Raw genomic sequence first — 22,345 nt, forward strand, 5'->3', positions numbered from 1 at the left:
GCTCTAGTTATGGTCCTTTTTTTGTGTGTTTTCTTGGAAAGTAAGTTTAGTTGTAATTTTAAGAGCGTTAGTTGTAATCTCAGCACATTTAGTTGTAAATTTTAGAGTTTTAGTTGTAAAAGGATACTTTTCCCACAAAAAAAAGCAGAAGATCAGCTGTACTTGATCATCTGCCTATAGATATTTTTATACTCCTTTAAATGCAGGCTTACGCTTCTTCACAAATGCATTGATGCCCTCTAAATGATCTGCGGTTTTACGCATTGCGGTTTGGGCCAACCCTTCTTTATGTAGGATGGATTTTAGTTCCTCTAATCGTCCTGCATGTAAAATTTCTTTGGAGGCTATCATTGCCGCCATTGGTGATTGCAGTAGTTTTTGCGCATAGGAGGTTGCAGTTGCATGTCCTAAACCATCCGATGACACTTCATCTACTAAGCCTAGCTTTTGAGCTTCTTTTCCTGTCAATAATTGTCCGCTCCACATTAGCTGTTTCGCTTTTGGAATTCCAACTCTTTCTTTGAGGAAGAAGTGGCCTCCACCATCGGGAACTAGTCCGATTCCTATAAAATTCATTGCCAGTTTACTAGTTTCTTCTGCAATTATGATATCGCATCCAAGTACCATGCTAAATCCTAATCCTGCAGCAGCTCCGTGAACAGAGGCAATCGTAATTTGAGGTAAAGTATACAAGGCTAGCGCTATACGAGAAAGATATTGCATCGCTTCTTCTATATCAAATGGATTTTCGGTATCCATCATCGCTTTAATATCTCCGCCGGCCGAAAATGCTCGTCCCTCACCTTTGAGTATCAAAACTTGCACAGACTTATCCTCTTTTAAAGATTCCAAGCATGCCGCTAGCTCCTGCATCATCACTTCATTCATTGAGTTCATTGCTTCTGGACGATTTAACGTTAATCTAGCAATACGTCCTTCTTTTTCTAATTGTAATGTTTTATACATTTCGTTCTCCCCTTTGTAAATGAATAGCTATTCATTATATATTCGTTATCTTTTACAATATTCCTGCTTTCTATAAAAAAAGGATCTCCCCAAAATTTTAGGGAGATCCTTTCTTTCAATTAAATGCCTTCGTATAGCTCTTGTACCGGTTTAATTAACACACGGTTTACTTCCTCGATTAATTGACTTAATCCCATTTCCGCTTGTAGCATATTTGAGATTTTTTCATTACTTTGCGCAAGTTGAGCAGTTTTTTGTGCGTATTCTAGTTCTTCACCGGAGATTTCTTCACCCTTCATTTGTTTTTCTTGAAGAGATAATTGGATTTTCCGGAAGCTTTGAAATAGTGCTAACGCTTCTTCATCTGCTTTAACAGAATTGACTGCCACTTGTACACGGGCGAATTCGTCCGTTTTACGTAATGTTGCCTCTAATTTGTTAATGTCATCATAGATATTGATCATCCTTATGGGCTCCTTTTGTTATCCTGTAATAAATACGATTAAACCTTGAATAATCCCTATAAGACCTCCAAGAACCCCACCTAAAACAGTAATCATTTTAAATTCTCTTTTTGAGATACCAAGTACAATATCTTCCAGGCGTGCTACTGGGAAAGAATCTACTTGCTCTTTTACCATATCTTCTAATTTCATTTTACGCAATACTTCTTCCAACTTAGCTTCTGCTTCTGTAAAGGCAAAAGACGTTAGTTTTGGTACAAGCGTCGATTGCGTCCACTCCGTTGCTTCTGGGAAGTAATGAACTAGACTATGACTTAGACGTTCCTCTATTGCCAATTGTTTCGTCAAATATTTTTTTACATTAACAATGATCGGTTCAAAATCGAAGCCGTCCATCATCTCAACAATCGGTCGATCCTTCAGCTTTTCCCATTCATTGCGTACAATATTTTCGAGCATGTTTTTCGTACCTGGTGCTCTTAAAAACTTTAATATCTCAGGCTGCACTTTTCCGGCAAGTGAAGAAGATTCACCCATGAACATTTGGATCATGCTACCAAGCGTACCTTTTGTAGAAAGAAAATCATCTATCAAGTTTTTAACAGTTCTTTTTCCTTCTTCTGACTCAAAGAAGTCTTCACCTTTTGTTAGAATATAAGCGACTATTTCTCCAACTTTGGCATTTGCTTTTACTTGCCAATCCTCTGGCGCTAATTGACGAATTGTTTCATTTGCAAATCGAGATTTCAATTGATTAAACTGGATATCAACTTGCTCATCGATTTTTTTGTTTGCGATTGATACAATGTTTTCGATCCCGCTAAGCTTCAACCAGTCTTCAATTGTTTTATCTGACAGAAGTATTTTTTCATTTAACTGTCGAACGACTAACTTTGTTGCTTTGTCTTGCATTTCCTCATTAAAATATTTACGTTTAAAAATGTCAGGAGTTAATAGATGGTTGATCACTGTATTGCCAAGTTGTTTTGCTAACTCATCTCGTCTTTTTGGTATTAAACCTGGAGTGAATGGAACTCGCCATGATCCTATATACTTAGCTTCATGTGGTCTAAATAACATTTTAATGGCAAAGTGGTTTGTTACTGCTCCAATTGCTGCTCCAACGACCGCCATAAATGTGATTGTCCATATTAAATTCATTGGTTTCACCTTTTTCCTCTAGCTTCTAAATTATTATAGCAGAGGACAGTAAAACTCTGAAATATTTTACAACGCGTTATACATCGTTGAAAAACGAATAGCATGCTCTGTTTCATCATGCATTGCTACAAATAATGGCGCATATGCTTGCTGAATAGGTATTTGTAACAACATTTCTTTATACATTTCCGCAGCTTCCAGCTCATCTCTAATTGCACTTTTTGCACACTCTTTTAAATTTAGACAAAGTTTTGGCTCGGGAAAGTTTTGAACAAATGTCCCAGTGAGCATATAATAGAGTTGTTGAAACATTTCGTAATGACTTTTCTCATCTTCATACACATGCTCAATGAAGCCTTGCCAATATGGGTCATCAGTTAATTTATACATAGAGCGATAAAAATGGTAATCTGCATACTCATTTAATATTGCTTGCTTTAATTTATCAGTAAACAATTTGATGCTCCTTCACTAGTCATTTCTACTAGTGTATGCGAATAATTTATCTCACATGAAAGGTTGATGGAATTGCTACAGCATTTTAGCTTCAAACCATTATACGAAAATAAACAATTACCTGGTTGGTCCATTTCCTTTTTCTACAAAAAAGCAAGATATGCTGCTGAATACGAACCAGATGGGACGATTAAATGGTTAAGCGAGACTCCCGAAGACGAAGAAACGGTAAAAAAAATGATTCACGAGCTAATGTTATTCCACGTATATGACTAAAAAAGCGCAAGGGATTTTATTTCCCAAGCGCTTTTAATTAGTTCCTATTTTCTTCCGTCCAAATAAAATATAAAAATAAGTAGAAGCGATAATATATAAAACGCCCGTAATCGAAAACGTATAGGCATAACCCCAATAAAATCCGTATGCCATCACAAGCCCCGTTGCAATTCCTCCAGTACTAGCCCACCCAATATTGAATACCATCTGATTGACGGAATTCGCAAGTCCCTTATATTTGTCATGTACAAGATCCATTGCAATAGCACTTTGAATCGGATTTCCAGCATTCATCAATGCCTGTCGAAGCAAAAATCCTAAAGATGCAATGATTAATGAATTGGTATAGCCTGTGATGAATAAAAAAGGAATGGACAGTAGCTGAAATATGACCAATGCGCGAACTTGCCCTACTTTTTTGACTAGTGCAGGGCCTAACAACATGGCTACAGCCGTCATAGCAGAACCCAGCGATAAGATTAGTCCGATATAAGCATTCGATGCATGAAATCGATTAGAAAAGTATAAATTTAAATAGGGTATCACTAAGCCGGATCCCGTTCCTATGAGCAAATTGGCAAACCCAAATAGGATAATCACTGTAATATTCCGTTTAAAATTATTAGGTATTTCTGTTGCTTTTTCTTCCGTGTTTTTCTCTTTTTCTTCTAGTTTTTCACTAGGTTTTAATTTGAATAAAGGAAATAATCCTAAAGCAAAAATTAGAGTTCCTACTATCAAAACCCATTTTATCGAATCAAGAACGGACATATTACCATATAAATGTAGCGCGTCCGCTAATACGCCTCCCCCCAAGCTCCCAATAACACTAGCAATCGTGACTAGCGAAAAATGAATACTGAATAAATGCATTCGCTCATTTGCATTGGAGTTCTCCGCAAGAAATGGAACCCCCGAAACTTGGACGAGAGCCATAAATAAACCCGTAAGAAAAGCAGCATATATAAGCGACTGTTCCCCAACCGTTATACTACGATAGAAAAGTATCACTACTGAAACTATCGTACCTAAAATAATCATACCTTTTCGCCCGAATCGATCGCTCAAAAATCCTGCTGGGATAAGCATAATAGCAGTAGCAAGAGAAGTCATCGAGATTACTTTTCCATTTACCGTTTCCGGAAATCCCAATTCCTTAATGTATAAGTTATACATAACTGAAAAAACGCCCATCCCAATTTGTATAAGCACATTTGCAAGCATGAACAATCGAATGTTTTTGTTGAAAGAAGTTATTTTGGTTTTCCAATCCTGTAGCCAAATTATCATGCTGAACCTCTTTTTATATTTTTTATTTCGTCTCTCTAAATATACGACGGTCGTCAGAAAACTTCAATAGGGTTTGTTCATTATTTGCATGTTTTATTGGGGGATTCGTTGGTCGCTTTGGGGAACTCGATACCCGTTTTGGGGAACTCATCACCGGCTTTGGGGAACTCGCCACCTGCTTTAGGGAACTCGCCCCGCTTTGGGGAACTCATCACCCGTTTTGGGGAACTCACCACCGGCTTTGGGGAACTCGATGCCCACTTTGGGGAACTCACCACCTCTTAATAGTATTCCAAACAAAAAAAGGGAGTATCCCCACACGCGTTATGCGTGTGAAGATACCCCTGCTTGTAGTTTATACATTTGTTCGTAGCGCCCTTGGAGTTGCAGTAATTCATCATGCGTGCCACTCTCCACAATCTCCCCACGATCTAGTACCAGAATGCGATCTGCATTTTTAATAGTAGAAAGTCTGTGCGCGATGATGAAAGTGGTTCGTCCTTTTTTCAATACATCCATCGCATGCTGGATGATTTCTTCTGTTTCCGTATCAATATTAGATGTCGCTTCATCTAAAATAAGAATTGCTGGATCGAATGCTAATGCTCTTGCAAAAGAGACGAGTTGTCTTTGACCAGAAGATAAGGTACTGCCCTTCTCAATAACTGGTTCATCTAATCCTTTTTCAAGATTTTTCAGCACTCGTTCTCCGCCTACTGCATCTAAAGCTGCTTTTACTGTCTCACGAGAAATTCGTGGGTCATTCAAGCTTACATTCGATTCAATCGTTCCCGAAAATAAATACGGATCTTGCAAAACAATTCCCATATGTTCTCGAATGGTTTGTCGCGGTAAAGACGTAATATCATTCCCATCAATCAGAATTTTTCCTTTAGATGGATCATAGAAACGGAACAATAAGTTCATAATTGAACTTTTACCCGAACCTGTATGACCTACAAGCGCTACCGTCTCTCCTTTATTTGCAACAAAGTTTAAATTTTTCAATACATATTCTTCTTCCTTGTAAGCAAAAGAAACATTTTGGAATACTACATTTCCTTCGTATCGCTCCATCCGTTTATCTTCCACTTTTTCACCAGTTTCGTCGAGTAAGCTAAATACTCGATTTCCCGCAACAAGTGATCTTTCCAATTGCGAAAATTGATTGACTATTCCTGTAATCGGATTGAAAAGTCTTGTTGTGTAGTCAACGAATGCATATAACATACCAGCAGAAACGATTGCATTAGGTTCCATCGATAAACTACCAAAATACGTGATAAACATAATAAACATAATCGATCGCAACACACTAACTAAGTTAAATGCTGTAGCTGAATCTAAAATCAGCAGCTTTTTTTGATAGCGATAATGTTCTTCGTTCATTTCTTCAAACTCACGGTCCATTTGCTTTTCACGCTTAAATGCTTGAATAATAGACATCCCTTGAATGGACTCGTTAAGCATCGCATTTAAATCAGCAATCTTTGTTCGAACAATATGATTATATTTAGATGCATATTTTCGGTAACCGATCATCCAAACATAAACAATTGGTATGACAAACAGAGCCATAGCCGCCATTTTTACATTTAATATGAAAAGTGCCACATACACCCCAGTAATCGAAATAATACTTGTGGCAAACTGGGACAATACTTGCACATATAAATTACGGATAGCTTCCGTGTCATTCGTTACACGTGCTACCACTTTACCCGCTGGCAAATTATCAAAATACTGAATCGGTAACGTCTGTATATGTTGAAATACATCATTACGCAGTTTTTGCACAACTCGGTTTGCTCCTACTTGCAGTTGGATAAACATAAAATATCGAAAAACTGCGGTTATAATACTTAATCCGAAAAACAGTGCCAGTAAAAGTAGAATCGGTTGAAATTCAATTGCACCTTCTACAATATGTTCGTCAATAATAGTTTTCGCAATAAAAGGACCTGTTAAATCGGCCATTACTGCTATTGTTAAAAAGATTAACCCAAGAATAATTGGTTTTTTATAAAATAACGCATAATGGTAGAGTCGTTTTCCTGTACTCATGACGACACCCCCTCAAGCTGTTGACGATCGTATTGTTCTTTATACCAACCATTTTGCTGAAGAAGTTCATTATGTGTGCCTTCTTCTACTATTAGACCTTCATCTAACACGATAATATGGTCTGCATGCTGGATACCTGATAAACGATGCGTCGTAATAATTGTTGTCTTCCCACTACGTTCATTTTGTATATTTTCAATGATTTTCGCTTCTGTTTTTGCATCGACTGCAGAAAGCGAGTCATCTAACAATAGAATCTCTGGATTTTTAATAAGTGCTCTAGCTATAGATACACGTTGTTTTTGTCCTCCAGATAAGGAAACTCCTTTTTCTCCTACCAAGGTTTCTAATCCCATCGGTAAATTCATTAAATCCTTTTGGAAATGCGCTAAACGAATTGCTTCTTCTAGTTCCTCTTCCGTAGCATCCTCTTTACCAAAAAGAATGTTTTGACGAATCGTTCTAGAAAATAATACGTGGTCTTGGGGAACATACCCAATCCATTCTAGAACCTGATCTTTCGTTTGCTCTGAAATAGCTGTTTCACCAATTGTTAAAATCCCTGTACCAATCGGATATTCTTTTAATAGTTGCTTCATGAAAGTCGTTTTTCCAGAGCCTGTTTTTCCGACAATTCCAAGCGTTTGACCTTTTTGTAAGCTCACCCGGATATTTTCTAGGTTTTTGACTTGGGACAATGGATATTGGAATCCAACTTCCTCAAATCCAATAGAATTCACATCTTTTAAAACTACAGGAGCAGCCGGGTCTTTTACATCTTGCTCATAATTTAATGTTTCTTGTACACGATCTAAAGAAGCGTTTCCTCGTTGCATAACGTTTATTAATTCACCGATTGCAAACATCGGCCAAATTGCCATACCTAAGTAAACATTAAATGTAATTAAGTTCCCAACGGTCATTTCGCCTTTAGAAACTAAATAAGCACCATAGCCCAAAGCAACAACGTAACTGATTCCCGTTCCTACTTTAGTTATTGGGCCAAATAATGCATCAATTCTCTCGACCACCATATTTTTTTGATACACTTCTTCACTCATATCCGCAAATTTCTTTTCATCCGCTCGCTCTTGAACATATGCGCGAATAACACGTACACCGGCAATTGACTCTAGTACTCGGTCATTTAAATCGCCAAATGCATCTTGAGCAGTCATATACTTTTCATGAATAATTTTTCCTAAGTACTGCATGATGAATGCTAAAATCGGGATAGGTAAAAGTGCAAATAATGTCAATTTCCATGAAATGATGAAACCCATTGCGAGAATGAGGGCTGCCATATACATCGTAGAATCGATTAATGTCATAATACCGAAGCCTGCTGTTGTTGCAACCGCATTTAAATCATTGGTTGCGCGTGCCATTAAATCACCTGTACGATTTTTTTCGTAAAAAGTAGGTGTCATACTTAAAAACTTTCTATTCAATTTAGTACGCAAAATTCGCTCAATCGTAATGGAGCCACCAAATAACTGATACTGCCATACAAAATTGAGTGTATATGCTACCACTATTATTCCTATAAAAATGAAAAAATACTGCCATAACTGACTTGGTGTCATTGCACCTAAAGTAATCGTATCAATAGCTTCCCCTACAACCCAAGGTGGCAAAATTTCTACGACACTGGCAACAATTAGTAAACCTACTGCAATCGTGTAACGCTTCCAATTGTCCTTAAAAAACCATTTTAATTTAAATAATACAGAAAACATTTCTTATCCCTCATTTCTTCTCTTCACATAATTAATTCGGCTATCCGCCTTCTAAAGATTCCTTTAGCAAAATTTGTTTTGTTCGTTGAATAGTCATATTCAACACTCCTCCCTCTTATTTTTCACCAAAAAATGGAAACCAGTAAACACAAAAAAGCGCATTACCCATAATACGGTAATGCGCTTTAATAACAGACATATTTATTTCTTTACATGTCTATTAATAAATCATTTTCGTCTAATGGTAGATATGAAAAAATTATTAAATTTTTTTGTACGATCTTTTAAACGAATCATTTTTCATACCTCCATTTCCTTTTGTTTAGTGTCCCTTAACATTAGCATATGGAAATTTCCATTGTCAATACTTTTTGAATATTTATAATGTATGCAACGTTCTCTTCAAATTTTCCTTTTGAATCACAATTTAAAACAATATAAATTTAGTGATCGGGAGAAGTATGATTTGTATTTTCTTTTTATATATTTTATTATTAAACGTATAAACTATTTTTTAGAAAACAGGAGGTGTACACTTTGTTCTACCCCTCATTCGGGTTAGGGACAAAGTAATTATTTGGACATAGCCATACGATTGACAGCATTTGCTGTCTTAATCGCATTCACTGCATTTTTCGTTGCCAGTGAATTTGCAATAGTAAAAGTAAGAACGACCCGTATTGATCAGCTTGTTGCTGAAGGAAACACTAGGGCATTAAATGCAAAAAAACTCGTTTCTAATTTAGATGAGTATTTGTCCGCTTGTCAGCTCGGAATTACGATAACTGCCTTAGGTTTAGGGTGGTTGGGTGAACCGACTATCGAAGCGATCTTACATCCTGCATTTGAGTATTTTGCCCTTCCGGAGAGTGTTACCTCCGTACTTTCGTTTATCATTGCTTTTTCTCTAGTAACATTTACACATGTAGTAGTGGGGGAGCTAACTCCTAAAACATTAGCTATTCAAAAAGCAGAAGCAATTACTTTAGCAGTTGCAAAGCCGCTAATCATTTTTGACCGTATCATGTATCCAGTCATTCATGGTATGAACGGATCTGCTCGATTTTTAGCTACGAAAGTATTCGGGTTAGAAGCTGTTTCCGAATCCGAAGTAGCCCATTCAGAAGAAGAACTTCGAATGATTCTTTCGGAAAGTTATAAAGGCGGCGAAATCAATCAAGCGGAATATAAATATGTAAACAAAATTTTCGAATTTGATGATCGAATTGCAAAAGAAATCATGGTTCCCCGTACAGAAATTATTTCGATTGAAAAAGATTTGACACTTAGTGAAGTATTTGAGCTGATCGGTGTGGAACAATATACAAGATACCCAGTAACAGATGGAGATAAAGATCATATTATTGGACTTGTTAATATGAAAAACTTATTAACTGCTTTTATTAAAGATCCAGCCAATGCATCTACTCCAGTAATTGACTATATGCAGCCGATTATTCGAGTGATTGAAAATATGCCGATCGGTGATTTATTGCTTAAAATTCAGCGTGAACGTATTCATATGGCCATCTTAATGGATGAATATGGTGGTACTTCAGGTCTTGTTACGATTGAAGACATCATTGAAGAAATCGTTGGTGATATCCGTGACGAGTTTGATACGGATGAACTCCCTGAAGTGCAAAAAATTGCGGAAAATCATTATATTGTCGATGCGAAAATGTTGATCGAAAATGTGAATGATCTACTTGGTATTAATATCGATGAAGAAGATATTGATACTATTGGCGGTTGGTTCATGACAAGAAGTTTCGACGTGGTCAAAGGCGAGAAAATAGAAGAGCAGGGCTATGATTTCATGATTAAGGACATTGATGGGCATCATATTCAATACTTAGAAATTATTAAAGCAGTACCTGTGAATGAAGAAGCAGAAGAAACACTAGATGAACAATAATAATCATACTATTGGAAACGACTCTCAGTTTGAGGGTCGTTTTCGTATGCAATAAAATGTTGAAAAGAGGAAACACTTTGGAGCTATATACAAACTTACGAGAAGGGGAAAGAGGAGCTTGGGTCAGTATTTGTATTTACTTACTATTAAGTACATCTAAACTTATCATAGGTTTTCTTGGATCTTCCGAAGCTTTAAAAGCAGATGGATTAAATAACTTTACCGACATTATTGCATCTATTGCTATATTAATCGGCCTTCGTATTTCACAGAAGCCTCCAGATGATCACCATCAATATGGTCATTTACGTGCCGAAACGATAGCTTCATTAGTTGCTGCGTTTATTATGGCGGCCATTGGTATCCAAGTAATTATTCAAGCTGTTCAACATTTAGCTAATCCTGTGCAAGAAGCTCCTTCCGTTTTGACTGCAATTGTCGGTTCGGTCAGTGCAATTGTCATGTATATCGTTTATAAATATAATTTGAAACTAGGAACTCGCATCAATAGTGCGGCATTAAAAGCAGCAGCGTACGATAATCGCTCCGATGCATTAGTCAGCATTGGTGCAACCATTGGTATTATCGGCTCCATTTTAGGTTTTCCTATGTTAGATGGAATCACTGCCTTAATAGTCGGTGTCATTATTATCTTTACCGCTTATAATATTTTCCATGAGGCAGCTTATACATTGTCCGATGGTTTCAATGTAGAAGAGGCTGAAGCTTTATCCACGGTTGTTAAACTCGTACACGGTGTAGAGACATTAAAGGATTTCAAGGGAAGAATGCATGGCAATCTGATGTTTGTAGATTTAACCGTAACTGTGGATCCTGATTTAAATGTAGTAGATAGTCACCGAATAACAGAAGAAATTGAGCAACGTATTATGAAAGTAAAGCCTTTTTCCGTCGTTCTGGTGCATATAGAACCACATGGTGAAGAAATTAGTGAATGAGTGAGCGATTGTTTGATGAGATCGAGCGATTTGTCTGCGGGTTCGAGCGATTGTTGCCAAATCACTAACTGTTAGATTTTTTAAAAAGCTAGTCGTGATTGACATTACGACCAGCCTTTTCTTTTTATCCAATTTATCAGTCTACAACAACATCGAGCGAACTATGAAAAGTACATAACATCTATTGCCCGCTTGGCTCTGTGAGTCCGTGTTTTACTGCATAAAGAGCGGCTTGGGTTCGATCTTGGACTTCGAGTTTAGCAAATATATTTGATATATGGGTTTTAACCGTTTTTTCCGTGACAAATAAAGAAGAAGCAATTTCCCGGTTGCTTTTTCCTTTTGTTAATTCTGCCAGTACATCTTGCTCTCTTGGCGTTAATGGATGTTCCTCATGCGGTGATGGTGCTACAATTTCTACTTCTTTTTGAAGCTGGGAAGTTGCTTCTGGATGTAATGTATTTTCTCCTCGCATTAGTTTCCGAATAGCTTCGGCCAAATCATCCGGTTCAATATCCTTTAATTGATAACCGGCTGCTCCTGCTTTCAACGCGGGAATGACATGGTCTCGATCGGAAAAACTTGTAAGCATTAATATTTGAGTTTCCGGATGTTTTGCTTTTATTCGTTTCGTTGCTTGGATCCCATCCATTTCTGGCATGACTAAATCCATTAATACCACATCAGGCTTTAAAGAAGCTGTCATTTCTACCGCTTCTTTCCCGTTCGTTGCTTCCCCTACGATATCCATATCTTTTTGTGTCTTTAAAAAGAACATTAACCCTCTTCTTACTACATGATGGTCATCAGCGATTAAAACACGTATCATACAATCTCCCCCTAGTATGGTAAACGGACTAAAATTTCCGTTCCTTTGTTCCATTCTGTTACCCAATCCACAGTTCCCCCAACTGAATGGGCTCTATCTCTCATACTTTGTAAACCTATTGATCGAAGACTTTTCATATCATTCATATGAAATCCGCAACCCTCGTCTTTTACTACTAATAAAACATCTGTCATGGTAACAGTTAAATAAAGTTCTGCTTTTGAAACGCCAGAATGCTTCCGTACATTATTTAATCCTTCTTGGGCAATACGGAACAGGGTTTCTTCCACTCTTGCTGGCAAATTAATAACCCCTTTTACATTGACATCAAGCGTTAACCCTAATATCTCCCCGTAACCTTTAAGTCCATCCATTATTCCATTTTCTAAACCTCTTGGACGTAACTGCCATATAAGTGCACGCATTTCAGTTAATGCTTCTTGCGTTAAATATTGTATTTCTTTAAACGTTTCTTTTAACTCTTGCTGCTCGGCCATTTCAACACCACCTCTAGCAGTTAATGTAACGGAAAATAACAATTGATTGACGGAATCATGCAAGTCACGTGCAAGTCGATTTCTTTCCTGTACAAGTGCTACTTGCTGTTCTTGTTTCGTCAATAAAATACGTTTAATAGCAGATCCAATTTGAAAAGCTACAGATTCTAATAATGCAAGTTCCCCTTCTGAAAATCGAATTGTATTTGGTGTGGCTACATTCAAAAGACCAAAACGTTCTTGTCCTGATTGCAAAGGAACCGTCGCATGATGGGTGATACCTTCATTGCTAATCTTTCTTGCGTTAACGATCCTTTTACATTCAATGATGTTAGAAGCCTTTTCCAACTCGCCATTTACGAACCTGGAAACGCACCAGCAACCACCTTTTTGTAGATGTCTACAGTCGTTTTGTTGTAATGCATTTGGCAAGTTTTCATGCGCAATAAGTTCTTGCTTTCCTTTTTCTGATATAAAGAATATCCAGCCAGTATCGAATATAGTACCTTCTAATAGTTTACGAAGTGCACCTTGTAGCATTTGTTCCATTTCAGTTTCTTCATTTAAAAATTCTGCAATTTCTTTTAATAATCCTACATTTGAGAGTTCATTTGACAACATCGAAACTCCTCCAAGCCATTTACTATTATTTTCATCATATCATTTATTGAACCTTCTCTGTGTGAACTAGTTATCATACTTTAGACTGAAAAAAAACTGGGAGAGCGGATATCCACTCTTCCAGTTTTATTTGTTAATCCTTCAGATACTTATTCATTTCGTCGGTAAAAGCATTTTTCACCATTTCTAGCTTGTCCACGCTTTCTGTTTCCGACCCGCTTGTTACACCAAAATAGTATTTAATCTTCGGCTCCGTTCCACTTGGCCTTACACAAACCCATGAACCATCTGCAAGGAAGTATTTCAGCACATTCGATTTTGGAAGTAACATTTGCTCCGACTTACGACCATCGGTAAATGTTCGAAGAGATGTCAAATAATCCTCTTGTGACAATACTGCGATTCCTGCGATTTCAGAAAGCTGGTTTATACGAACTTGTTCGAGTAAGTTTTTAATTGCATTTGCACCACTTACTCCTTTTTTCGTAACAGAAACGAGCCCTTCTAAATAATAGCCATGTCGTTCATATAGTACATGAAGTACATCTACTAATGTCATTTCTTTTTCTTTATAGTAAGCGGCTGCTTCTGCGATAGCTAACACGCTTTGGATCGCGTCCTTATCTCTTGCAAAGCTTTTCAATAAATAACCATAACTTTCTTCATAACCAAATAAGAACTCGTATTCCTTCGTCTGTTCATATTGTTTAATCTTTTCACCGATAAATTTAAAACCTGTTAATACATCTTCCGTACTTGCCCCGTGATACTCCGCAATTACACGTCCTAAATCAGAAGTGACAATCGTTTTAAAGACACGACCATTTGCTGGCATTTCGCCTTTATCTTTTCGTTGTGTCAATAAATATTCGATTAAAATAGCTCCGGTTTGATTGCCAGTTAATAGTTTAAAGCCTTCATTTGTCTTTACCGCTACTCCTACACGATCTCCATCTGGATCAGCAGCGATCAATATATCTGCATCGTATTTTTCTCCATATTGGATCGCATATTCAAAAGCACTTTGCTCTTCGGGATTTGGCGATTTTACTGTAGGAAAGTCTCCATTAGGGGCCATTTGTTCTTCCACATAAAGGATATGCTCATATCCAACCTCGTTCAATATACGCTTCACCGTTTTACCCGATGCGCCATGTAAAGGGGTAAACACTACTTTCAAGTTAGTTTGTGGAGCGATTGTTGGATTCTCTTGAACAGTTTTCAGTTCTTCTATATATGCTCTATCAATTTTTTCATCTAGATAAATAACTAGATTCTCGTCTATTGGGCATTGTTGAATTTGTAGAGCATCTCCAGCTTCCTGAACATAGCGAATAACTGCATCTGCAGCCTCCAAATTCAACTGTGCCCCGTCTTCTCCATATACTTTATACCCATTATATTCAGGAGGATTGTGACTTGCTGTAATGACAATTCCCATAAATGCATTCAGCTTACGTACCGAATAGGATAGCTGCGGTGTTGTTCTAGGTTCACTGTATAAATACGCTTTGATCCCATTAGAGGCCAATGTATTGGCTGCTTCACGAGCAAATTCAGGGGAGTACCTGCGACTATCATAAGCAATAACAACGCCCCGCTCCGTCGCATTCATTCCTGCAGCTTTTATATAGGAAGCTAGTCCAGTAGTAGCTTTCCGAATCGTATAGGTGTTCATGCGATTTGTACCCGCACCAATCTCTCCTCGCATTCCACCCGTGCCAAATTCTAGGTCACGGTGAAATGCATCTTCCATTAATTTTTCATCTGTTGCTAGCAGCTGAAGATTTTCTTTCCAAGCTACCTCCATTTCAGAGAAGCCGTTCCATTGTTCGAATAATCGTTTATAGGACATGTAGTGAAACCCCATTCATCATTTTTTATAATCGATACCATATACGTCATGTCGACGATCTTTTAAATGCTTGACCGTTCCATCCTGGCGTTGTCTTCTTAAAATTTCTAAGTCGACATCGCCTATAAGAACCATCTCCACATTTGGTTCTGTTTCTCCTACAATACCATCTCTTGCAAATTCAAAATCAGAAGGCGCGAATATGGCCGATTGCGCATATTGGATATCCATATTCTCTGTTTGTGGTAGATTTCCTACTGTACCTGAGATAACTGTGTAGATTTGATTTTCCACTGCTCTTGCTTGTGCACAGTAGCGTACGCGTAAATAACCTTGGCGATCTTCTGTACAAAAAGGAGTGAAAATAATATTCGCTCCCATATCCGTCGCAATTCGTGCAAGCTCTGGGAACTCAATATCATAACAAATCTGAATGGCAATCTTTCCGCAGTCCGTATCAAATACTTGTACAGAGTCCCCGGCACTGATGCCCCACCATTTACGCTCGTTCGGTGTAATATGAATTTTATATTGTTTATCAATCGCACCATCTCGGTGGAACAAATACGCGATATTATAAATTTCCTCATTCTCCTCTTCCACAAAATGAGAACCGGCAATAATATTGATATTGTAGCGTACAGCTAAGTCAGCAAACAGCTCCATATATTGAGGTGTGTATTCTGTTAGTTTTCGTACTGCTTGGCTTGGAGATGGTTCATCCAAGAAAGACATTAGCTGTGTTGTGAAAATTTCAGGAAAAACAACGAAATCTGATTGTGCATCTGAAGCAACATCCACAAAGTACTCGCATTGGTTGGAAAACTCTTCAAATGAACTAATTTTACGCATCATATATTGCACAGCACATATGCGAACTGGGTAGCTTGTTTTAAAATGACGTTTTGATAGTGGAATATAATCCACGTTGTTCCATTCCATTAACGTAGCATATTTTACCGAAGCCTTATCATCTGGCAAGTAGTTCGGATTGATACGCATTAATGTAAATCCGTTCATCAATTGAAATGTTAAAACCGGATCGTATAATTTATGGCGTGATACTGCCGTTACATACTCCCTCGGAGACATTTCTTGTGCATGCTTATGATAATTCGGTATACGACCGCCGATTATAATAGACTTTAAATTAAACTGTCTAGCAATGTCTTTTCTTCCTTCATATAGACGCTGCCCGACCTTCATCCTTCTATATTCGGGATGGACCATTACCTCGATTCCGTACAAATTGTACCCTTCCGGATTATGATTTGTAATATAACCCGAATCGGTTACATCCGACCAAGAATGACGGTCATCATACTCATCAAAGTTAATAATTAAACTAGAACAAGAACCAATTACTTTACCATCCAGCTCTGCTACTAATTGTCCTTCCGGAAATATAGTTAAATGACTGCGTAGATGAGCCACTTCCCATGGGTCCATTCCTGGAAAACAAAGGCGTTGTATTTCTAAAATAGATTCGATATCAGAAAAAGTAGTTTGTCGGATGACCATACTTTTTTCAAATTGGGATAGATCAAATTCTTCTGTCATTCTTACCACTCCTCGATTAATCACTAATTTCTATTATATAACTCTTTTGGGCGCAGTTAAAATATTTTACATGTTTTCAAAGAAGGCTTATACTTTGAGTGATGTTTAATGAAAAAAAAGGAGTAATATATGACAAAAAAGGTTGAAAATTTATTGCTATTTATTTGGGTAGTAGCTTTTACTGCAACACTTGGTTCCTTATATTTTTCAGAAGTTAGACAATATGAGCCCTGCGAATTATGCTGGTATCAGCGCATAATTATGTATCCACTCGTATTGATAGTAGGAATTGCGTACGTTCAAAAAAATGCAAAAATTGCTGTTACTTCTCTGGCATTTTCCATTATTGGAGTTTGTATTTCCGCATATCATTATAGCATTCAGAAATTAGATTTTATGCAAGACTCCGCTCCAGCTTGTGGTAGAGTATCTTGTACTGGTGAATACATAAATTATTTTGGTTTTATTACCATTCCATTTTTAGCCCTTATTGCGTTTATTTTAATCGCAGTTAGTAGTTGGATGATTTTGAGAAGTTCAAAGGAGGACATGTAAAATATGAAGAAGTTAGCCATATTCGGTGGAATTATCATACTAGTTTTCGTACTAATTTTCGTATTGAATAACCAAAAAAATAAGGAAGCCTTATCGGACAACCCTTATGATACAAATAATTTGAAACAGTCGACTATCGATTTACTCGATGATCCAAACTATCAAAATATCATCCTTCCTGAGGATCTACAAAAGAAAATCAAAAGTGGTGAACCAGTAACAGCTTATTTCTTTAGCCCGGAATGTGTTCACTGTCAAGAAATGACACCTAGACTAACACCACTTGCAAAGAAAAATAAAATTGACATCGTCAAATATAATGTCCTTGAATATGAACAAGGCTGGGATGATTACCTCATCAAAGCTACACCGACAACTATTTACTTTAAAGATGGAAAAGAAGTAGCCAGAATGGTTGGTGCTCAACCAGACGAGAATATTCAAGCATTTTTTGATCAAGTAGTTTTAAAATAATTTTAAAAAGGCCTTGTCTAGTGGACATGGTCTTTTTTAAAGGAGAATACCAATGCTACATACATTAACGTATACCGTACCAGAAGATGGCCTAACGATTGAAGTGATTTTACAGGAAAAATGGAAACTAGGCAAAAAGCTTATCCATGACTTGCGTATGCAAAAAGCAGTGAGTGATACTAATGGTGAGCTTTTACAATGGAAACTGCCCAACAAAAAAGGCGATGTACTAGTATTTAAATGGGAAGGTGAGTCATCCAATTATCTTACTTCCGATCAAAATCCTTTATATGTTGCATATGAGGATGAGTACCTATTGATAGCATCTAAGCCTCGTGGGGTTTCTACACATCCAAATGAAGAAGGTCAAAATCACACAATGATGAACTTTGTTATGCACTATTTAGCTGGCAAGGGACAAAATTATGCTGAACATGTCCACCGAATTGACGAGGGAACGAAAGGATTAATAGTTATTGCCAAAAACCCAATCGTCAAAGGCATGCTGGATCGTATGCTCGAAAATAAAACAATCATTCGTACCTACGAGGCGATTGTTGAAGGACAAATGAAAAGTCAGCATGGTACTATTCGGGCAGCGATTGGAAATGACCGTCATCATCCTACAAGAAAACGTGTCTCCCCATCAGGACAGCAAGCTATAACCCATTATGAGGTAGCCGGTAGAAATGATCATTATACAAAGGTTCATGCTGTTTTAGAAACTGGACGCACCCATCAAATTCGAGTGCATTTTTCTCATTTAGGTCACCCAATTGTAGGGGACGATTTATACGGAGCGAAAAAATCACCGACCAAAACTTATGAACTACATGCATTTAAAGTGCAATTTGTTCATCCGATTACGGGAGAAATGATTATAGTGGAGGATAAAAAGTAAAGAAAAAGTATCGGATCATTACCGATACTTTTTCTTTTATAATTTCATTGTACATTTAGGAAAATAATTACAAGGTTTATTTCACTTACCTCGGGTATTTAAATAAATAAGGTACAATCTTTACCAAGAGGGAAGCGATATACTTGTTTGGATTTTCAGATCTACTATCTTTAATCGTTTCGGCTTTCATTATCTTGCCTATTGTCATATTTTTGAGAGAAGCAGGTTACTTAATAGTTAGTAAAATTTTTGGGGTGGAGAATCCCAGGATCACTATTGGTTCAGGTCCAAGGATTTATAAAATAGGAATTTTTGATGTTCGAAAATACTATCATCTATACAGTTGGTTTTCTTATGATGATATAAAAATAAAAAGTAGGTTTGCTTATATCTGTATTTATGCTGGACCTATTTTTATTAATCTTGTTCTAGCAGTAGGCATTAATGTCATTTTAGCTAATGGATTCCTACAAGAATATCAGACTTTTGGGGAAAGATTTATTTTTTATGCGTTTTATTATATTCTATTTGATTTGGTTCCTATGAAAACATTGAATGGGATGCCAAACAATGGAATGATTATTTATGAGCTACTTCGATATGGTAAACGAACCGATTATAATAAAAAACCTTTCATCCCAGCAACCACAGAGGTAGAAAAAGAATATCAGAGACAAATGAAAAATATAGAGAAAGAAAAAGAGAAAGAGAGATCACATGAATGACAAAAAATCATGTATCTCATCTTTCTCTTCTTTTATTCGATTTATATTCAAAAGTTAAAATTATCCGGATCTTTGCCAACTCGTTCATTTAAGTTAAGCGCATCAATATTCTTCAAATCTTCAAACGACAGTTCAAAATCAAATACATCGAAGTTTTCTATAATTCTAGTTGGGGTAACTGACTTTGGAATAACAATTAAATCATGTTGCAAGTGCCAGCGAATAATAACTTGCGTAGTTGATTTGCCATACTTGGCACTAATTCTTTTTAAAGTTGGTTCATCAAGTAATCCACCTCTTGCTAGCGGAGACCATGAAGTGACAGCAATTCCTTTTTCCGTACAGTACTCTCGAAGGTCAAATTGTGTTAACCTAGGATGACATTCAATTTGATTGACCATTGGCTGTACATTCGCTTTAGCAGCAATTGCCTCTAAATGATGCTGATGGTGATTGGAAACACCGGTAGCTCGGATTAGTTTTTCTTCATATAATCGCTCAATTGCTCGGTAAGTCTCAACAAAAGTATCTTTTACCGGCCAATGTGTTAAATATAAATCCACATAATCTAGACCAAGCAACTCCAGTGATTTTTCAAAAGCTTGTAATGTTTGGTCGTATCCTTGGTCTGTATTCCATACTTTTGTCGTGATAAAAATATCTTCTCTTGCACGCTTAGATGCCCGAATCGCCTCTCCCACTTCTCTTTCATTTGCGTAAAGGGAAGCGGTATCAATATGACGATATCCATTATCTAATGCTGTGGATATTGCTTGAAGGGCAATATCAGGCTCTGTCATTTTATAAACTCCTAAACCAATGCGTGGCATTTCTACCCCGTTTGCTAATCGTTTTGTTGAATTATTATGTAATTGCATGAAATTCATCCTTTCAATTGGAAGAAAACGACTGAACGAATCAGTCGTCTTCTCTTTGTTTTACGGACAGTGCATCAGTCGTTTGTGCTGGATCTGCTGCACGATGGTCTTTTTTCAACTCATGTTCATCTCGAAGTTTCTCCATTTGTTTTCCTAGCTGCTTTACTTCTTCCATGTTTGTTGCCATCGAACCGTTCTCTGGATCATTTTTCAAATTACTCATTTAAAAAATCACTCCTTTTCTTTATCGTAGTAGAATTTTTTGATTGTTGCAACTATCAAGAGAGCTAATTTCGCCATACTTTCGGTTTTACATAACATTTCTTTTTAAAACAAAATAGGGTATACTTAGTTCAGAATATATTAGAGGAGGCGCCCAATATGAGACTAATCATTATGCTTGGCGTTATTGTGTCGTTCCTTGCTGCCATTTTCAAAGCAGGATACGAAGACAAACCAGGTGCTAACAAATAAGAATGCGATGCTAAAAACGGACGAGTCTATTTTGACTACGTCCGTTTTTTTAGTGTAACCCAGGGTAATTTTGTTGTCTCAAAGCTTCATATATTAAAATAGCAGCTGTGTTGGATAGGTTTAATGAACGAATATTGTCGTTCATCGGAATTCTAAGCGCCTTATCTGGGTGGGCATCTATAAATTCACGTGGCAACCCTTTTGTTTCACGACCAAAAATAAAGAAATGATCCTTCTCCACATCACTAAAGTCATATGTCGTATGTGGCTTTGCTCCAAACTTAGTAATTAGATAATATTCACCTTCTGGATGGACGGCAAAAAAATCTTCTAATCCATCATAGTAAGTAATGTCCACATGCTCCCAATAATCTAGACCTGCTCGCTTTAACATTTTGTCATCAGTGGAAAAACCAAGTGGTCTAATTAGATGTAGTTTTGCTCCCGTTCCAGCACAAGTTCTAGCAATATTCCCTGTATTTGCTGGGATTTCCGGTTGATATAACACAATATTAATACTCATATTTACACTTCCTATTTTTCAATTTGGTAAAATTGGAGACCTTTTTCTATTTCCGCTTTTACTTCAACTACTTGCTCAATTTGAAGAGCTTTTTTTAATGCAGTTAGACCCTCTTCTGTATTGATTTTACCTATTGCCCACGCTGCAGTTCCTCTAATTACAGGACGGGCATCATTTTCTAAAAGCTCAATCAGTGTGGGTACAGCAGTCACTTCTTTAAAGTGAGCGAGTGCTAGTATTGCGTTTCGTTGAATTGGATTTTTCCCTCGCCATGCACCAGACATATGCCCATATGTCTCTTTAAACGTTCGGTTCGTCATACTTAGCAATGGCAAAAGCAATGGTTTTACAAGATCTGGATCTGGTGTAAATGCTTCTTGATGTAAATTTGCTTTTCCTTTATTTTTCGGACAAATCGTTTGGCAAGTATCACAGCCATATATACGATTTCCTATTTTGTGACGAAATTCATCGGCGACCATCGTTTTCGTTTGTGTTATAAAAGCGATACATCTTTGTGCGTTTAACTGTCCACCTTCTATTAATGCTCCAGTTGGACAAATATCCAAGCAAAGTCTGCACTCTCCACATTGATCCTCCATCGGTTCACTCGGAGCAAATGGGATGGATGTTATCATTTCACCTAAGTATACATAAGAACCAAATTCAGGTGTAATAACTGCACAGTTTTTTGCACTCCAACCTATTCCTGCCCGCTCCGCAACCGCACGATCAGAAAGTTCTCCTGTATCCACCATAGAACGCAATCTAGCATCTGGTATATGCGTTAATATATATAGCTCTAAAAGGGCAAGTTTTTCACGTAACACGGTATGATAATCAGTTCCCCAGGAAGCTCTGGCAAAAATCCCCCGCCTCGCTCCTTTTACACTTTTCGGAGCGTCTTTCATCTTGGAAGGATAAGCAATGGCGATGGCAATAATACTTTTAGCTTCTGAAAGTAACAGCTCTGGATGTGTTCGTTTTTCAATGTCTGGTTCTTCAAAACCGGATGCATATCCTAGCTCTTGTTGACGAATTAATCTATTTTTTAATTCATGAAATGGAGAGGCAGACGTAAATCCAATCTTATCAATTCCAATGGAAGCTGCGTATTCTATTAGTTGCTGTTGAAACTGATTGATATTCACGATTGATCT

At 37.2% G+C, this 22,345-nt stretch carries 22 protein-coding genes; 7 read left to right on the forward strand and 15 right to left on the reverse strand.

The features are described from left to right. Positions 1 to 186: 186 nt before the first annotated feature. The 4 genes from FS486_RS14360 to FS486_RS14375 form a co-directional block, all read right to left on the reverse strand. Positions 187 to 966 (reverse strand): enoyl-CoA hydratase, encoded by a 780-nt coding sequence (locus tag FS486_RS14360; protein ID WP_144512243.1) that lies wholly within the window; start codon positions 964 to 966, stop codon positions 187 to 189. A gap of 119 nt (positions 967 to 1,085) precedes the next feature. Beyond that, positions 1,086 to 1,430 (reverse strand): YlbF/YmcA family competence regulator, encoded by a 345-nt coding sequence (locus FS486_RS14365; protein ID WP_144512244.1) that lies wholly within the window; start codon positions 1,428 to 1,430, stop codon positions 1,086 to 1,088. An 18-nt stretch (positions 1,431 to 1,448) separates the two neighbouring features. Further along, on the reverse strand, positions 1,449 to 2,591 hold the full coding sequence (locus FS486_RS14370) for a DUF445 domain-containing protein (RefSeq protein WP_144512245.1): 1,143 nt from the start codon (positions 2,589 to 2,591) through the stop codon (positions 1,449 to 1,451). Between the two features lie 66 nt (positions 2,592 to 2,657). Next, positions 2,658 to 3,047 carry a ferritin-like domain-containing protein gene (locus FS486_RS14375; protein WP_144512246.1) on the reverse strand — a complete coding sequence of 130 codons (390 nt, stop codon included), beginning with the start codon at positions 3,045 to 3,047 and terminating at the stop codon, positions 2,658 to 2,660. Between the two features lie 72 nt (positions 3,048 to 3,119). Here FS486_RS14375 and FS486_RS14380 point away from each other — a divergent pair, with 72 nt between their 5' ends. Further along, entirely contained in the window at positions 3,120 to 3,323 is a 204-nt protein-coding gene (locus tag FS486_RS14380) for a YheE family protein (protein ID WP_144512247.1), read from the forward strand. Between the two features lie 33 nt (positions 3,324 to 3,356). Here the strand turns inward: FS486_RS14380 and FS486_RS14385 are convergent, their stop codons facing one another. The 3 genes from FS486_RS14385 to FS486_RS14395 all read right to left on the reverse strand — a co-directional run bounded on the left by FS486_RS14385 (position 3,357) and on the right by FS486_RS14395 (position 8,416). Beyond that, positions 3,357 to 4,613 carry an MFS transporter gene (locus FS486_RS14385; RefSeq protein ID WP_144512248.1) on the reverse strand — a complete coding sequence of 419 codons (1,257 nt, stop codon included), beginning with the start codon at positions 4,611 to 4,613 and terminating at the stop codon, positions 3,357 to 3,359. 324 nt (positions 4,614 to 4,937) lie between these two features. Beyond that, positions 4,938 to 6,677 carry an ABC transporter ATP-binding protein gene (locus tag FS486_RS14390; RefSeq protein WP_144512249.1) on the reverse strand — a complete coding sequence of 580 codons (1,740 nt, stop codon included), beginning with the start codon at positions 6,675 to 6,677 and terminating at the stop codon, positions 4,938 to 4,940. Beyond that, entirely contained in the window at positions 6,674 to 8,416 is a 1,743-nt protein-coding gene (locus FS486_RS14395) for an ABC transporter ATP-binding protein (protein ID WP_144512250.1), read from the reverse strand. The genes FS486_RS14390 and FS486_RS14395 overlap by 4 nt, the downstream gene beginning before the upstream one ends. 577 nt (positions 8,417 to 8,993) lie before the next feature. On the opposite strand from FS486_RS14395, the gene FS486_RS14400 reads away from it, so the two are divergent. Beyond that, a complete protein-coding gene (locus FS486_RS14400; RefSeq protein ID WP_260858121.1) occupies positions 8,994 to 10,334 on the forward strand; it encodes a hemolysin family protein in 1,341 nt (446 codons plus the stop codon). Between the two features lie 77 nt (positions 10,335 to 10,411). Then, positions 10,412 to 11,293 carry a cation diffusion facilitator family transporter gene (locus FS486_RS14405; protein ID WP_144512251.1) on the forward strand — a complete coding sequence of 294 codons (882 nt, stop codon included), beginning with the start codon at positions 10,412 to 10,414 and terminating at the stop codon, positions 11,291 to 11,293. A 181-nt stretch (positions 11,294 to 11,474) separates the two neighbouring features. Here FS486_RS14405 and FS486_RS14410 read toward each other — a convergent pair whose 3' ends face one another. The 4 genes from FS486_RS14410 to FS486_RS14425 form a co-directional block, all read right to left on the reverse strand. Beyond that, positions 11,475 to 12,122, reverse strand: a complete 648-nt coding sequence (locus FS486_RS14410) for a response regulator (RefSeq protein ID WP_144512252.1) — start codon at positions 12,120 to 12,122, stop codon at positions 11,475 to 11,477. 11 nt (positions 12,123 to 12,133) lie between these two features. Next, complete coding sequence (locus tag FS486_RS14415) at positions 12,134 to 13,240, reverse strand: GAF domain-containing sensor histidine kinase (protein ID WP_144512253.1); 1,107 nt, start codon at positions 13,238 to 13,240, stop codon at positions 12,134 to 12,136. A 133-nt stretch (positions 13,241 to 13,373) separates the two neighbouring features. Then, the gene (locus FS486_RS14420) at positions 13,374 to 15,095 is read right to left on the reverse strand and encodes a phospho-sugar mutase (protein ID WP_144512254.1); all 1,722 of its coding nucleotides are present in this window, start codon (positions 15,093 to 15,095) and stop codon (positions 13,374 to 13,376) included. 18 nt (positions 15,096 to 15,113) lie between these two features. Further along, positions 15,114 to 16,655: a carbon-nitrogen hydrolase family protein gene (locus FS486_RS14425; RefSeq protein WP_144512255.1), complete on the reverse strand. Its 1,542-nt coding sequence runs from the start codon at positions 16,653 to 16,655 to the stop codon at positions 15,114 to 15,116. A gap of 129 nt (positions 16,656 to 16,784) precedes the next feature. Here FS486_RS14425 and FS486_RS14430 point away from each other — a divergent pair, with 129 nt between their 5' ends. The 4 genes from FS486_RS14430 (at position 16,785) to FS486_RS14445 (ending at position 19,310) form a co-directional block, all read left to right on the forward strand. Then, positions 16,785 to 17,210 carry a disulfide formation protein C gene (locus FS486_RS14430; RefSeq protein WP_144512256.1) on the forward strand — a complete coding sequence of 142 codons (426 nt, stop codon included), beginning with the start codon at positions 16,785 to 16,787 and terminating at the stop codon, positions 17,208 to 17,210. Positions 17,211 to 17,213: 3 nt separating this feature from the next. Beyond that, on the forward strand, positions 17,214 to 17,684 hold the full coding sequence (locus FS486_RS14435; protein WP_144512257.1) for a thioredoxin family protein: 471 nt from the start codon (positions 17,214 to 17,216) through the stop codon (positions 17,682 to 17,684). 52 nt (positions 17,685 to 17,736) lie between these two features. Continuing rightward, on the forward strand, positions 17,737 to 18,585 hold the full coding sequence (locus FS486_RS14440; RefSeq protein ID WP_144512258.1) for an RluA family pseudouridine synthase: 849 nt from the start codon (positions 17,737 to 17,739) through the stop codon (positions 18,583 to 18,585). 143 nt (positions 18,586 to 18,728) lie between these two features. Further along, positions 18,729 to 19,310, forward strand: coding sequence for a hypothetical protein (locus tag FS486_RS14445; protein WP_144512259.1), 582 nt, complete (start codon positions 18,729 to 18,731; stop codon positions 19,308 to 19,310). A gap of 47 nt (positions 19,311 to 19,357) precedes the next feature. Here the strand turns inward: FS486_RS14445 and FS486_RS14450 are convergent, their stop codons facing one another. The 4 genes from FS486_RS14450 to queG form a co-directional block, all read right to left on the reverse strand. After that, a complete protein-coding gene (locus FS486_RS14450; RefSeq protein WP_144512260.1) occupies positions 19,358 to 20,188 on the reverse strand; it encodes an aldo/keto reductase in 831 nt (276 codons plus the stop codon). 40 nt (positions 20,189 to 20,228) lie between these two features. Further along, the gene (locus FS486_RS14455; protein ID WP_144512261.1) at positions 20,229 to 20,411 is read right to left on the reverse strand and encodes a hypothetical protein; all 183 of its coding nucleotides are present in this window, start codon (positions 20,409 to 20,411) and stop codon (positions 20,229 to 20,231) included. A gap of 300 nt (positions 20,412 to 20,711) precedes the next feature. Then, positions 20,712 to 21,185, reverse strand: a complete 474-nt coding sequence (gene trmL / locus FS486_RS14460) for a tRNA (uridine(34)/cytosine(34)/5-carboxymethylaminomethyluridine(34)-2'-O)-methyltransferase TrmL (RefSeq protein ID WP_144512262.1) — start codon at positions 21,183 to 21,185, stop codon at positions 20,712 to 20,714. Positions 21,186 to 21,196: 11 nt separating this feature from the next. Next, a complete protein-coding gene (gene queG / locus FS486_RS14465) occupies positions 21,197 to 22,336 on the reverse strand; it encodes a tRNA epoxyqueuosine(34) reductase QueG (protein ID WP_144512263.1) in 1,140 nt (379 codons plus the stop codon). Positions 22,337 to 22,345: the final 9 nt, after the last annotated feature.

It is taken from the genome of Bacillus sp. FJAT-22090 (genome assembly GCF_007676755.1).
Classification (GTDB): domain Bacteria; phylum Bacillota; class Bacilli; order Bacillales_A; family Planococcaceae; genus Psychrobacillus.

Coding starts and splice junctions, on each gene's coding strand:
- FS486_RS14360 (WP_144512243.1), bottom strand. CDS start 966: ATGTATAAAACATTACAATTAGAAAAAGAAGGACGTATTGCTAGATTA.
- FS486_RS14365 (WP_144512244.1), bottom strand. CDS start 1,430: ATGATCAATATCTATGATGACATTAACAAATTAGAGGCAACATTACGT.
- FS486_RS14370 (WP_144512245.1), bottom strand. CDS start 2,591: ATGAATTTAATATGGACAATCACATTTATGGCGGTCGTTGGAGCAGCA.
- FS486_RS14385 (WP_144512248.1), bottom strand. CDS start 4,613: ATGATAATTTGGCTACAGGATTGGAAAACCAAAATAACTTCTTTCAAC.
- FS486_RS14390 (WP_144512249.1), bottom strand. CDS start 6,677: ATGAGTACAGGAAAACGACTCTACCATTATGCGTTATTTTATAAAAAA.
- FS486_RS14395 (WP_144512250.1), bottom strand. CDS start 8,416: ATGTTTTCTGTATTATTTAAATTAAAATGGTTTTTTAAGGACAATTGG.
- FS486_RS14410 (WP_144512252.1), bottom strand. CDS start 12,122: ATGATACGTGTTTTAATCGCTGATGACCATCATGTAGTAAGAAGAGGG.
- FS486_RS14415 (WP_144512253.1), bottom strand. CDS start 13,240: ATGTTGTCAAATGAACTCTCAAATGTAGGATTATTAAAAGAAATTGCA.
- FS486_RS14420 (WP_144512254.1), bottom strand. CDS start 15,095: ATGTCCTATAAACGATTATTCGAACAATGGAACGGCTTCTCTGAAATG.
- FS486_RS14425 (WP_144512255.1), bottom strand. CDS start 16,655: ATGACAGAAGAATTTGATCTATCCCAATTTGAAAAAAGTATGGTCATC.
- FS486_RS14430 (WP_144512256.1), top strand. CDS start 16,785: ATGACAAAAAAGGTTGAAAATTTATTGCTATTTATTTGGGTAGTAGCT.
- FS486_RS14435 (WP_144512257.1), top strand. CDS start 17,214: ATGAAGAAGTTAGCCATATTCGGTGGAATTATCATACTAGTTTTCGTA.
- FS486_RS14440 (WP_144512258.1), top strand. CDS start 17,737: ATGCTACATACATTAACGTATACCGTACCAGAAGATGGCCTAACGATT.
- FS486_RS14450 (WP_144512260.1), bottom strand. CDS start 20,188: ATGCAATTACATAATAATTCAACAAAACGATTAGCAAACGGGGTAGAA.
- FS486_RS14455 (WP_144512261.1), bottom strand. CDS start 20,411: ATGAGTAATTTGAAAAATGATCCAGAGAACGGTTCGATGGCAACAAAC.
- trmL (WP_144512262.1), bottom strand. CDS start 21,185: ATGAGTATTAATATTGTGTTATATCAACCGGAAATCCCAGCAAATACA.